The organism is Clostridium sp. J1101437_171009_A5, assembly GCF_015547905.1.
GTDB classification, from domain to species: domain Bacteria; phylum Bacillota; class Clostridia; order Oscillospirales; family Oscillospiraceae; genus Pseudoflavonifractor_A; species Pseudoflavonifractor_A gallinarum.
Map to the genome: position 1 here is coordinate 92,468 of NZ_JADMVY010000007.1, position 12,761 is coordinate 105,228.

Annotated in this window: 12 protein-coding genes and 1 other annotated feature; of the genes, 1 reads left to right on the forward strand and 11 read right to left on the reverse strand. The window is 62.5% G+C overall.

Translation table 11 applies throughout. The features are described from left to right. Nucleotides 1-31: 31 nt before the first annotated feature. The 6 genes from I2C21_RS10930 to I2C21_RS10955 all read right to left on the reverse strand — a co-directional run bounded on the left by I2C21_RS10930 (nt 32) and on the right by I2C21_RS10955 (nt 5,725). Complete coding sequence (locus I2C21_RS10930) at nt 32-436, reverse strand: GtrA family protein (protein ID WP_101691378.1); 405 nt, start codon at nt 434-436, stop codon at nt 32-34. Beyond that, nucleotides 423-1,382 carry a glycosyltransferase family 2 protein gene (locus I2C21_RS10935; RefSeq protein WP_101691379.1) on the reverse strand — a complete coding sequence of 320 codons (960 nt, stop codon included), beginning with the start codon at nt 1,380-1,382 and terminating at the stop codon, nt 423-425. Before I2C21_RS10935 ends, I2C21_RS10930 begins: the two co-directional genes overlap by 14 nt. A gap of 160 nt (nt 1,383-1,542) precedes the next feature. Next, nucleotides 1,543-2,349 (reverse strand): ABC transporter ATP-binding protein, encoded by an 807-nt coding sequence (locus tag I2C21_RS10940; RefSeq protein ID WP_193537788.1) that lies wholly within the window; start codon nt 2,347-2,349, stop codon nt 1,543-1,545. A gap of 1 nt (nt 2,350) precedes the next feature. Further along, nucleotides 2,351-3,259 carry an ABC transporter permease gene (locus tag I2C21_RS10945; RefSeq protein ID WP_195279289.1) on the reverse strand — a complete coding sequence of 303 codons (909 nt, stop codon included), beginning with the start codon at nt 3,257-3,259 and terminating at the stop codon, nt 2,351-2,353. Nucleotides 3,260-3,316: 57 nt separating this feature from the next. Next, nucleotides 3,317-4,327: an ABC transporter substrate-binding protein gene (locus tag I2C21_RS10950; RefSeq protein WP_235964275.1), complete on the reverse strand. Its 1,011-nt coding sequence runs from the start codon at nt 4,325-4,327 to the stop codon at nt 3,317-3,319. A gap of 122 nt (nt 4,328-4,449) precedes the next feature. Beyond that, nucleotides 4,450-4,695, reverse strand: a binding site (T-box leader). Nucleotides 4,696-4,813: 118 nt separating this feature from the next. Then, nucleotides 4,814-5,725 (reverse strand): DMT family transporter, encoded by a 912-nt coding sequence (locus tag I2C21_RS10955; RefSeq protein ID WP_346728033.1) that lies wholly within the window; start codon nt 5,723-5,725, stop codon nt 4,814-4,816. A 99-nt stretch (nt 5,726-5,824) separates the two neighbouring features. On the opposite strand from I2C21_RS10955, the gene I2C21_RS10960 reads away from it, so the two are divergent. Next, nucleotides 5,825-6,466, forward strand: coding sequence for an HAD family hydrolase (locus I2C21_RS10960; RefSeq protein ID WP_195279290.1), 642 nt, complete (start codon nt 5,825-5,827; stop codon nt 6,464-6,466). 84 nt (nt 6,467-6,550) lie between these two features. On the opposite strand, the gene I2C21_RS10965 is transcribed toward I2C21_RS10960, so the two are convergent. From I2C21_RS10965 to thrH, 5 genes are all read right to left on the reverse strand, one after another. Further along, nucleotides 6,551-9,040: an ATP-dependent helicase gene (locus I2C21_RS10965; protein WP_101691383.1), complete on the reverse strand. Its 2,490-nt coding sequence runs from the start codon at nt 9,038-9,040 to the stop codon at nt 6,551-6,553. A 133-nt stretch (nt 9,041-9,173) separates the two neighbouring features. Continuing rightward, entirely contained in the window at nt 9,174-9,818 is a 645-nt protein-coding gene (locus I2C21_RS10970) for a stage II sporulation protein R (RefSeq protein WP_195279291.1), read from the reverse strand. A gap of 134 nt (nt 9,819-9,952) precedes the next feature. Next, nucleotides 9,953-10,813, reverse strand: a complete 861-nt coding sequence (gene ispE / locus I2C21_RS10975) for a 4-(cytidine 5'-diphospho)-2-C-methyl-D-erythritol kinase (RefSeq protein WP_101691385.1) — start codon at nt 10,811-10,813, stop codon at nt 9,953-9,955. A 14-nt stretch (nt 10,814-10,827) separates the two neighbouring features. Then, a complete protein-coding gene (locus tag I2C21_RS10980; RefSeq protein ID WP_235964276.1) occupies nt 10,828-12,105 on the reverse strand; it encodes a DUF1015 domain-containing protein in 1,278 nt (425 codons plus the stop codon). Then, entirely contained in the window at nt 12,102-12,737 is a 636-nt protein-coding gene (thrH, locus tag I2C21_RS10985; protein ID WP_195279292.1) for a bifunctional phosphoserine phosphatase/homoserine phosphotransferase ThrH, read from the reverse strand. The genes I2C21_RS10980 and thrH overlap by 4 nt, the downstream gene beginning before the upstream one ends. Between the last annotated feature and the right edge of the window lie 24 nt (nt 12,738-12,761).

Below are 12,761 nucleotides of genomic sequence, written 5' to 3' on the forward strand. Positions count from 1 at the left end.
CTGCGCGGCAGCGGCTATGCCGCGCTCATTTCTACTTCTGAAAGGCAAAAAAACGCTGTCCGAAGTAGTTGAGGACGGTGTAGAGTCCCATGCCCACCAGCTTGGTCAGCCGCTCCCACCAGATGGCGGGGACAAACACCGGCTGGGGAAGGAGCTCCATCACCGGCTGGGCGATGCCGTAGGCCATCAGATAGCACACCGCCACATTGAGGGCAAATTTTACCGCCGAGCGGCCCATGGTCTCTTGACTGCGGAAAGTAAAAGACCGGTTGAGGAAAAAGCTCATGACCGCCCCCGCCACATAGGCGATAGCGGTGGAGGGCCAGTAGCCCAACCCCTCCAGGGCAAACATGAGCACCATGGAGAGCAGGGTGTTCCCCACCCCCACCAGGAGAAACTTCCAGATGGAGGCGTCCAGGAATTTAGTCTCCTTCATGCTGGTCCAGCACCTCCTTGATGAGGAAGCGGGGCCGCTCCTTGGTCTCCAGGTAGATCTTTCCGATATACTCGCCGATAACCCCCAGGGCCAGCAGGATGAGTCCGCCGATGGCCCACACCGAGCAGATGACGCTGGCCCAGCCGATGACGGTCTCCCCGTTGGCCCAACGGACGATGGAGTAGATGAGCATGAGGATACTCACCACAAACACCAGAAAGCCCAGCACAGTGATATACCGGATGGGCTTGGTGGAGAGGGAGGTGATTCCCTCCATGGCAAAGGAGAGCATCTTCTTGAGGGGATACTTGCTCTCACCCGCAAAGCGCTCGCCCCGCTCGTACTCCACCGTGCCGGTGGTATAGCCGATCATGGGCACGATACCACGGAGGAAGAGGTTAACCTCCTTGAACTGGGCGAGCCCCTCCAGCGCCCGCTTGGACATGAGGCGGTAGTCGGCGTGGTTGAACACGGTCTCCGCCCCCAGGAAGTTCATCACCCGGTAAAAACCCTCGGCGGTGAAGCGCTTAAAGAAGGTGTCCTTCTCCCGGCTGGAACGCACCCCGTAGACGATGTCACATCCGGCATAGTACTGCTCCACCATGGCGTCCACCGCGTCGATGTCGTCCTGCAGGTCAGCATCCATGGAGATGACCATGTCTGCCCGGTCCTTCGCCGTCATGAGCCCGGCCAGCAGGGCGTTCTGGTGGCCCCGGTTGCGGGTCAGATTCACGCCGGAGAAACGGCGGTCCGCCCGGTGGAGCCCTTCGATCATGCTCCAGGTCTTGTCCCGGGAGCCGTCGTTCACAAAGAGCACCCGGCTCTCCTCCGAGATCCGGCCTGCGGCGATGAGATGCTCCATCTTTTCCTTGAGCCGCCTGGCTGTCTCCGGCAGCACCTCCTCCTCGTTATAGCAGGGCACTACGATATATAAAATGTCTCCCATGTCACACCTCGCCGTTGTTCTGCCGGGGATTTTCTTCCCCGTTTTTTCCATTTTGGAAACTCTTTGGTTTATTGTATACCCTCTGAGACGAAAAGACAATCCAATTTGTTCCCATAAAACGGAACACGGATGCACGCAGGCGGCATCCGTGTTCTCTCTTTTACCGATCGGAGAGCAAGATCCGGTCGTTGTCCAGTTCCTTTCCAGCCCCAGCGCGGAACCGCTGGAGCAGGTCCTCCACCGTCATGCCCTGGCGCTCCTCCCCCTTCAGGTCCAGCACGATGCGGCCGGAATCCATCATCAGTGTGCGGTTGCCCAGTTCCAGGGCACTTTTCATGTTGTGGGTGATCATCAGGCAGGTAAGGCCCGCCTCGGCCACGATCTCCCGGGTGAGGCGGAGCACCTTTTCCGCCGTCCCCGGATCCAATGCCGCGGTGTGCTCATCCAGCAGCAGCAGCTTGGGGGGCACCATGGTGGACATGAGCAGGGTGAGGGCTTGCCGCTGTCCGCCCGAGAGGAGCCCCACGCTCTGGCCCATCCGGTCCTCCAGGCCCATGTCCAGCCGGGCCAACTGGTCCCGGAAAAAGGCCTTGTCCGCCTTGCTCACCCGGCTGAAAAAGGCCCGCTGGTGCTTGGCGGTGCGGAGATAGGCCAGAGCCAGATTCTCCTCGATGGTCATATGGGGGGCGGTCCCCCGCATAGGGTCCTGAAAGAGTCGGCCAATGTTGCGGCTGCGCCGGTAGGCAGGCAGATAGGTCAGATCCTCCCCGCCCAGCATGATGCTGCCCTCATCGGGAAAGAAGTCCCCCGCAATGGCGTTGAAGAGGGTGGATTTCCCCGCCCCGTTGGAGCCGACAATGGCGGCAAAGTCCCCCTTCTCCAGTTTCAGATTGACGCCGCACAGGGCTTTTTTCTCGTGGACCGTTCCGGGGTTGAAGGTCTTAGAAAGATTTCTGAGCTCCAGCATCTCACTGCTCCTCCTTTCGTCCGGCCAGGGCGCGGCGCTTGCGCATCTGGAAGGCCACCCACTGCCGCACCGTGGGCGCTGCAATGGCGGCGCCCACGATGACCGCCGAGACCAGCTTCATGTAGTCGGCCGGGACATTGGCCCGGAGGGCCGCCGAATAGATCAGGCGGTAGAGGATGCTGCCAAAGAGCACCCCCAGCACCCGGCGGACCATGGAGCCCTTGCCGATGAGGGTCTCCCCGATCACCAGCGCGGCCAGGGCCAGTACCACCATACCGGTGCCGCCGTTGACCTCGGCAAAGGTGTTGTACTGGGCCACCATGGCCCCGGATAGTCCAGTCATGGCGTTGGCCACGCACAGGCCCACGGTGATCGTAAAGGTGGGATTGATGGAGGAGGCGCACACCATATCCGCATTGTCCCCGGTGGCCCGGATAGACAGGCCCAGCCGGGTGCCCAGGAAGAGGACCAGAAGCACGCAGACCACCAGTACGATGCCCGCCGTGACGGCCAGCTTATACCAGCTCCCGGCAAAGCCGGCATCTCTGGCCAGGGTGTAGATGCTCGCTTTCTGGAAGATGGACAGGTTACTGGTCCCCATGACCATCAGGTTGATGCTGTACAGGCCGATGTTGGTGACGATGCCCGCCAGGATGGAGGGCACCCCCAGCTTGGTCTGGAGAAAAGCGGTGATGAAACCGGCCGCGGCGGTGGCCAGCATGGCGGCCGGCAGGGCCAGGATAGGGTGGCCGGACACACAGCACACGGCGGACACTGCGCCTCCCAGGACAAAGGCCCCGTCGGTGGTCATATCGGCGATATTCAGGATGGAAAAGCTCAGAAACAGAGCCAGCGCAACGGGCGCATAGAGAAACCCCGCTTCCAGGGCGGACTGGATAATCGTGAGCATGGGATCGCTCCTTTCTCAGGCTGAGCCCCCGCCCGGAATGGGCGGGGGCTTTTCATGTTACTCTTGGGTCGTATGAACCTCCACCATGCTGGAGCCCAGGGAGGAGAACACCCCCGTGTCCACGCCCAGGGCAGCGGCGGTATCCAGATTGACCGTGATGATATCGCCCGACACGGTGACAAAATCGGTGGGCACCTGGCCGCTCTGGAGGACCTCCAGGGCCAGGTCGGCGGTCTGGGTACCCAGGTCGGTGTAGTTCACGCCGCAGGTGGCAAGCGCGCCGTTGCGCACAAAGGAGTCCGCTCCGGCATAGTGGGGGATGCCCGCCTCGGTCAGGATGGGAGCGATGGCCAGCTCCGCGTTCATTACCACATTGTCTGTGGGGGTGAAGACCGCGTCCACCTGGTCCAGCATGGAGTTGACGGCCGCCACGATCTCATCGGTGGTGTTGCCCGTCTTGTCCAGGTAGGAGATCCCCTTGCTGTCCAGATAGGCCTTGGCGGTCTCAATCGCGGGGGCGCTGTTGACCTCGCTGGTGGAGTAGAGCAGGCCCACCGTCTCCACCTCAGGGTTCTGGGCCAGCATCATGTCCAGCAGCAGCTCCACATTCAGCGCATCACTGGTGCCCGTCACATAGGAGATCCCGGTGAGACCGGCGGTCTCGGGGTAGCTGACGGTACCATAGATCACAGGGGTCTCGGTGGCCTGGGCCGTGGCCGCCATCTGCTGGGCGGCGGTGGTCCCGATGGGGATGATGGCGTCATAGCCGTCGGCCACGATCTGCGCCCCGATCTGGGACAGAGTGGAGGGATCGTTGTTGCCGTTGAAGTCACCATAGGTGATCGCGATTCCCAGCTCGGCGGCCTTGGCGTCCAGTTCGGCGGTAATGGCGTCCCGGATCTCATTCATGGAAGCGTGGTCCAGCTGGCGGACCACCGCTACCTTGTAGGCCCCATCCGCCTCAGCGGACTCTCCGGAGTCGGCGCTGCCGCAGGCAGTCAGGGCGAGGGGCATCCCCAGAGCGAGAGCCAGGGCCAGGGTTTTCTTCATCATCGTGTTCTGTTTCATAGTCGTTACCTCCATATGGGCTCTTGGAGCCGAAATTGGTTTGGGTGGGCGATGGAGGGGCCGTTGCCAGCGGCCAGAGAGGAAGCTGCCCCACAGGGTATAAAAAAACGCCTCTGTCCCCTTCCTGGGACAAAAGCGTCAGCTTCTGCGATACCACCCAAATTGACGTCTTGCAACGTCCACTCGCTTCACGTACCATCATACGTGCCCGATGGATAACGGGTGGGGTCCCGTCGGCATCTACTGAGTTTCCCGTTCAAGCCGCCCTCTGAAGACCATTCACACGCGGATTTCAGACCCCGATCCCACCACCCGGAGCTCTCTTTGCATCCATCACATCGGCTACTTTTCTTCATCACTGGTTTAAAGTGTTCGGTTGTTGTAATGCAGTATACGCTCTGCCAGCCGGTTTGTCAACCCCTGTTCCGCATTTCCGTCCGGGAGGAGCATGCTCCTCCCGGACGGATCGCTCCGGCTCATCCGGTTTTATCCCACGCTCTGGGCCGGATGTTCCGATTTCCGGCGCAGAAAGCTGAACTTGGTCTCCGAGCACACCACGGCCACAAAGATCAGCGCAAAGCCCGCCAGCAGGCGGCCGGTCACCGGGTCTCCGTAGAAGATCACCGAACAAAGCACCCCGAACACCGACTCCAGCGAAAGGATCACCGAGGCCGAGGCCGGATCGGACCAGACCTGTCCCACGTTCTGGAACAGGAGGGCCACCGTGGTGGCCATCACGATGAGGTAGCCCATCTGGATGACCATGTCTGTATTCAGCAGTGTCTCTACCGGCGGGAACTGCTGGAAGAGCAGGCCGCACACCCAGGCGTACACCGCCGCCCAGAAGAACTGGAATACCGTCAGAATGTAGATGTCTTTTCCGGGAGAGACCTTGGCCACCGAGACGATGTGGCTGGCATAGAACACCGCGCAGCACAGGGTCAGCGCGTCTCCCCGGGTCACGGTAAAGGACTCGGTCAGGGAGACCAGACCCACGCCGGAGATACACAGCAGCGCCGCCAGAATATTATAGCGGTCAGGCCGCTGCCGGGCCACCAGCCAGTAGAGGAAGGGGACCAGCACACAGTATACCGCCGTCAGAAAGGCATTTTTGGAGGGCGTGGTCTCGGCCAGTCCAAAGGTCTGCACCGAGTAGGCCAGGAAGAGAAAGGCCCCCATGATGGCACCCCGCCACAGGTAGTCAGCCGTAAAGCGTTTCCACTTTCTCCCGCAGATCAGGGCCAGCAGAGCCGCCCCTCCGGTAAAGCGGATGGCCAGCAGGTAGAAGGTGGGAATCACGTCCACCGCACCCTTCATGATGAAAAAGGAGGAGCCCCAGATGAATGCCGCGGCAAAGAGCATGGGCTTTGCCAGGCGGCGCATGAGATGTTCATTCACAGATTGTTTCCACTCCCTTGATGTGGTATGATATGTTTCAATCGATCCCCTGAGGGGAAATTTTTCCGATATTTCCGGATCAGAACGGAGGTCCTATTCATGCTGCTCTTTGACCTGGACGGCACACTCATCGACTCCAACGGCGTTTGGGTCACGGTGGATGAGTGCTTTCTCTCCCGCCGGGGATTGCGCCCCACCCCGGAATACTGCCACACGGTGGGCCACTCCATCCTCCCGGTGGCAGCACAGTTTACCCGGGACTACTACGGGCTGACCGACACGCCGGAGGCCATCATGGCCGAGTGGATGGAGCAGGCCCGGGACGCCTATGCCCACCACGTTCCTCTGAAGCCGGGCGCCGGGGCATTTCTCCGCCGCTGTCAGGAGGCGGGGCAAACCATGGTGCTGGTCACCGCCTGCGTGCCGGAGCTGTGCGAGGCTGTCCTGCGGCGGCACGGCCTGGAAACGCTCTTCTCCCGCCGGTTTTTCGCCCAGGAGCTGGGCATGGAAAAGCGGGACCCCCGCTATTTTCAGACCGTGCTCTCCCACCTTGGCGTACTGCCGGAGCAGTGTGTCCTCTTCGAGGACTCCCCCGGCGCCTGCCGTACCGCCCGCGAGAGCGGCATCCGGGTGGTGGGGGTGTACGATCCCTTTTATGAGACCAGCCAGGCGGAGATCCGCGCCTGTTCCCACCGGTATATCCGCAGCTTTGAGGAGCTCCTCAACGAGCCGCTTCTCTAACCGTTCCGGTCAAACGGAGGACCGGAATATATCCAATCTATTCCACACACTGGGGAGCGGCCGGAAGGTCGCTCCTCTTGTTGTTTATTCCTTGGTCATATGCTGGGCTGCCGCTTTGAGCATCAGCTTCTTGGTCCCGCTCTTCTCAAAGGCGATCTCCACCAGAGCGTCCCCGCCCATGGGGGTGAGCCCCGTGATGAGTCCCTTACCAAAGGCCTTGTGGACCACGCTGTCCCCCTTCTGGAAGTTGGGGAGAGCCGCCGCTGTGGGGCGGGACATGCTGACGCCCCGGCCTGCCGGGGCCGTCGTCTGACCGGTCTGGCCGCTGCTGCCCGCTCCGGCAGAATAGCCGCTCGAATAGCCGCCCACCGAGTAGCCCCGGTCAAAGACGGGCTTGGGACGCACCCGGCGCTGGGGCGGCTGCCAGCCGCCCTCCCCGCTCTCATTCTCGGAGCGGAAGTTGCGCCCGCTCTTCTCCACATAGGCCTCTGGGATCTCGCCCAGGAAGCGGGAGGGCCGGTTTGCGTTCGTGCGGCCGAAGAGCATCCGCTGAGAGGCGCAGGTCATATAGAGCCGCTCCTTGGCCCGGGTCATGGCCACATAGCACAGGCGGCGCTCCTCCTCCATCTCGTCGGGCTCCCCGATGGCGCGGATGCCGGGGAAAATTCCCTCTTCCACCCCCACCACAAAGACCACCGGGAATTCCAGTCCCTTGGCCGAGTGCATGGTCATCATGACCACACAGTCCTCCCCGGAGTCGTGGTTATCCAGATCGGTATAGAGGGCGATCTCATCCAGGAAGCCGGAGAGGCTGGGCTCCTCCACCGCGTTGTCCAGATAGTTCTGGATGGAGGAGGAGAGCTCGTGGACGTTCTCCAGGCGGGTGCGGTCCTCAATGGTCTTTTTCTGCTCCAGCATGGCGGCATAGCCGGTTCGCTCCACCAGCTCCTCGTAGAAGGCGGGCAGGTCCATCTCACCGGCCAGGCGGCGCAGGTCCTCCATCATCTCGGTAAACTGTCCCAGCTTGGGGGCGGCCTTCTGGAGCTCGGGGAACTCCCGGGCACTCTTGACCACTTCCCACAGGGAGCGGCCGGTCTGGAGGGCCAGGTCCTGGGCTCGCTCGATGGTGGTGGCGCCGATCCCCCGGGGCGGATTGTTGATGATACGGGAGAGGCGCAGATCGTCGTTGGGGTTGTTGATGGCGCACAGATAGGCCACCATGTCCTTGACCTCCGCCCGATCAAAGAAGCGGATACCGCCGATGATGCGGTAGGGAATGCCGTTTTTCTTGAAGGCCTGCTCGATCTGGTTGGACTGGGCGTTCATCCGGTAGAGGACGGCATGGTCCTTCCACGCCTTGCCCGCCGAGAGATCGGAGAGGATCTGGGCGGCCACAAACTGGGCCTCGTCGTGCTCGTTCATGGCGGTATAGCACTTGACCTTGTCTCCCTCGCCCTGATCGGTCCACAGCTCCTTGCCCTTGCGGCCCTGGTTGTTGCGGATCACGGCGTTGGAGGCCTCCAGGATGTTCCGGCTGGAGCGGTAGTTCTGCTCCAGCCGAATGACCCGCGCCCCCTTGTACTGCTGCTCAAAGGAGAGGATATTCTCGATGGTGGCCCCGCGGAAGCGGTAGATGGACTGGTCGTCATCGCCCACCACGCAGATGTTCTCCCGTCCCCCCGCCAGGGTGGAGGCCAGCAGATACTGGAGATGGTTCGTGTCCTGATACTCGTCAATGAGTACATAACGGAATTTTTTCTGATAATATTGCCGAACGTCATCGAAATTCAGCAGCAGCCGAACGGTATGTAAAATGATGTCGTCAAAATCCAGGGCGTTGGCCTCCCGCAGGCGGCGCTCATATTCCACATAGACCTTGGCGATCTTGGTCAGCCGGAAGTCCCCGGACTTCTCGCACTCCTTGAGGTAATCCGCCCCCAGCTTCATGGCGTCCTTGGCCCGGGAGATATACCCCAGAATGGTCTTGGGGGGGAAGGACTTGTCGTCCAGCCCAAAGTCCTTGTTGATGTCCTTGATGACCCGCTCGGAGTCGGCGGTGTCGTAGATGGTGAAGGAGCTCTGGAAGCCCAGGCGCTCAATGTCCCGGCGCAGGATGCGCACACAGGCCGAGTGGAAGGTGCTGGCCCAGATGTCATTGGCCGAGGCGCCCAGCATCTGCTCCAGCCGGGCCTTGAGCTCTCCCGCCGCCTTGTTCGTAAAGGTGATGGCAATGATGGACCAGGGCACTGCCGCTTCCACCCGGCACAGCCGCTCCACTGCCTCCTTGCGCGCGGGATCGGGGTTGGCCACATAGCTCTCCAGAGCGTTCAGCTCCTCCTCCCCCACCCACTCGGGCACCTCGTCACAGTCGGAGCCCCGGCCGTACTTCATCAGGTTGGCGATCCGGTGGATGAGGACGGTGGTCTTTCCGCTTCCCGCGCCCGCCAGCAGCAGAAGGGGGCCCTCCGTGGCCAGAACCGCCCGGCGCTGCTCCGGATTGAGGTTTGAATAGTCCAGTGCGATGGCCGCTCTTCTGGCCTTGCAGAAGCGCAGCTCCTGTTCACGGTTGAGCATACGATCAAATCCTTTTTTCATCGATTCACAGTGCTTGTTATTGTATCACAGATACCAAACTCCCGCAAATACGACTTCCCGAACGGAGCGGTTTGTTTTTTCTCCACATTTCACAAAAGAGCGTGGAGCGCCCCTATCCCTCCAGCCAGCCCTGGAATTCCTCCAGCAGCTCCATGGCCTTGAATTTGACCACATAGCCCTCGTCCTCCCCGGTGATGAGGGAGACCTCCCGGTCCTCCAGTCCGCCCTCCAGGGCGGTCTCAGCGGTGTTCTCGGTCACCGAGCCCAGACAGAGGGGCGGAAAGACCACACACCACCAGTTGCGGCCGCCGCCCTCGCCGATGGTCACCCGCAGAGCGGTGTACTCCCCTGCGGGGAAGGCAAAGTCGGTGTACTCCTTGGTGGGAAACCACACGTCGTGCTCCAGCGAGGCTGTGACGGGATAGGAGTACCCCTGCTCGCCCACCACACGGGCCCCGGCATCGGCAATGGCAGGCAGGGCCTGGGTGAGGGCCTGTTCGGCCTCCTCCAGCTCCGCCCCAGGCGGGACCACCCCGTCCGTAGCGGCCAGCACCGCATCTCGCACCGCCAGCTTCAGCGCCTGGTCCTCCTGGGTGTCAGAATTGGCCAGCACATGCAGGCGCACCACCTTGTCCGCCAGGGCGGCCTGCTCCCCATCCAGGCGTACCCCCCACAGGGCTGCCGCCGCCACCCCCAGAAGAAGGGCCAATTCCCACCGGCGCAGCGTGGTCTTTTTGGTTCCAGTCCGCTCTTTCATATCGTTCACCGTCCACGTTATGTAGTGCCTTTAGTGTGGACACGGCGGACAGAACTTAAACCTCTCTCCACAAAAAAGGATCGGACGGTGGAAAACCGTTCGATCCTTTTTCAATATACTGTATACGCTCCCGCTCAGATGGTGACCGTGAGGAAGGTCTCCGTGTAGGTCTGGCGCAGATCGTGGTAGGCCCGCCAGGCCCCCACCAGGGTGTCAAAGAGGCCAAACACGGTGGGTCCGGTGCCGCTCATACAGGCCCCCAGCGCGCCGTGGCGGATAAGCTCGGTCTTGATCTCGGCCACGGTCCCCCCCTGATTGCGGGGGAGCACATCCTCAAAGACATTGTACATCCGCCGGGCCACACCCAGTACGTCGCCATTTTCCAGGGCCTGGAGCATTCCCCGGGTATCCGGATGGCAGTGGAGCTTCATCCCGTCGATCCGGGCAAAGAGCTCCGGGGTGGACACCGCAAAGTGGGGCTTGCAGATCACCACAAAGCACCAGGGCAGGCTGGGCAGCGGGGTGAGTATCTCCCCCCGCCCCTCGGCCAGCGCAGTTCCGCCCAGGACGCAGTAGGGGACGTCTGAGCCCACCCGCTCCCCCAGGGCGGCCAGCTCCTGGGGTGCATACCCCAGCTTCCAGGCCTGGTTGAGCGCATTGAGCACCGCCGCGGCGTCCGAACTCCCGCCCCCCATACCGGCGCAGACCGGAATGGACTTCTCCAGATCGATGCGCAGGCCATTGGGGTCCATACCGGCCGCCTCGCACAGGTGGAGTGCGGCCGAAGCGGCCAGATTGTTCTTCCCCGTAGGGAGAAAATCCAGGTTGGAGCTCACCGCTATCCCCCGCTCCGCTTCCCGGCGGATGGTCACGGTGTCGCACAGGGCCACCGACTGCATGACCATGCAGAGGTCGTGGTACCCGTCGCTCCGCTTCCCCAGGACGTCCAGAGTCAGATTCAGCTTGGCGCGGGCCTTGGTCACGATTGGTTCCATACCGTCTCCTCCATTCAGCGGATCTTGCGGGCTTCCAGATAGAAGCGCTTGTCCTGGGCCCGGCCCAGAGAAAAGGTCTTGCGGGGGAGCATTCCATCTCTCCACACGGCGGGGAGCAGTGCCTCCTTGTCCAGCGCCGGCAGCAGGAAGGCCAGGTTACCCGCCCTGCCCGCCAGACGGCGGGCCACTTCCCCGCCGTGGATGTAGTCCATTCGTCCACCCATGCGGTGGAGATAGTGATTCAAAAACCGCTGAAGCGTCTCGATCTCCAGCGCCGCATCCGGGGCGGGCACGGTGACGCATCCCTCCCCACCTGCGTGGACATAGCGGAGCACATGCCCCGCTCCGTCGCCGTAGTGGGCGCCCGGATAAAAACGCACCAGCGCGGCGAGAACCTCACTGGGCTCCACGCCGAAGAGCACCCGGTGGACCGGCTCGAAGGTCAGGCTCTCGTCGTGGAGGTTGACCAGCTCGGCCAGGGCGTACCGGGCCGGGAGGTTCTCCCACTGCTCGCGCGGTGTCAGGCGCTTTTGCCGCTCATAGCACTCCTTGGCCGTGGCCAGAGAGTGGTTCCCATCCCCCACCAGCAGAGCAATGGGCCATCCCTCCGCTCCGTGGCACCGCCGGAAGGTCTCAGGGGCCAGAATCTCCCCCAGGAGCGCCTCCGCATGGGCCAGCTGCTCCGGCCCCAGCTTCCACCCCCGCAGATGGCCGCCCCCCTCCATCAGATCAAAGTTATAGAGGGGCTCCATGTACTCCCGCTCGCCGGAGAGCCATCCCATGAGGCGGTCCTCCGGATCGTCGGCCAACAGCAGGGCGTGGGGGAGCTCCAGCGAGGCGTTCTTCCGCAGCGACACCCGGGGCGGGAGCCGGTTCAGATCTACCCCCTCGGTGGCGCGCACCGGCGCACGGGAGTCCTCCTCATAGTCGTAGGCCTCCAGATCCACCGCACCCAGCAGGCCACGGCGCACCGCGCCGCCCTCCAGTGTCCGCTCCACATAGATCATGGAGGCGGGCAGCCGGCGGAAGCGCTCCTCCCGCAGATAGTGGGTCATGGTATTGTTGATCTCCACGATGTCGGTCTCCACATTGGGACCGTCCAGACAGCTCTCGGGGAGGATCAGCCGCAGGGCGGAGGGAGCGCCGCCTACAAATTCCTCCACCCGCTGCCAGTACTCCGGCTGTGAGGTGTACTGATCGCAGGCCACCACTGCCCATTTTTCATAGGAGCAGTCGCGGGGCAGCAAAATATCCGCACGCCCGAAGGGCACATGCGCATCCGATGGCATCATGGTTCTCCCTTCCTTTCCGGCGCCGGCAGCTCCATCGCCCTCCGGATCCCCGCAAGCAGTTCCTCATAGGTGTCGCAGGCCGGCAGCTCCGGATGGGCCGCCCGGATGGCCGGGGTACTGCGGAAGAGGAAGCCCGCCTTTCCGGCCCGGAGCATGTCCAGGTCGTTATAGCTGTCCCCGGCGGCAATGGTCTCATACCCGACCGATTGCAGCGCCCGCACTGTGGTGAGCTTGGTCTGAGGGCAGCGCAGGTGTACCCCGGTGATGTTGTTCCCGTCGGCGGCTGTCTCCAGACGATTGCACAGCAGCGTGGGCCAGTTGAGCTGCTCCATCAGGGGCCTTGCAAACTCCTCAAAGGTATCGCTGAGGATGACCGCCTGGGTGAAGGAGCGCAGTTCGTCCAGAAAGGCTCTCGCCCCGGGAAAGGGGCGCATATGGGCAATGGTCTCCTGCAATTCCCGCAGACCCAGCCCATGCCGGCGCAGATGAGCCAGACGGTACTCCATAAGCCTTCCGTAGTCGGGCTCGTCCCGGGTCGTGCGCTCCAGCGCGGGAATGCCGTGCTCCCGGGCAAAGGTCACCCAGATCTCGGGCACCAGCACCCCCTCCAGGTCCAGACAAACGATGTACATCCCGCTCCTCCTTTTTCGGTCACG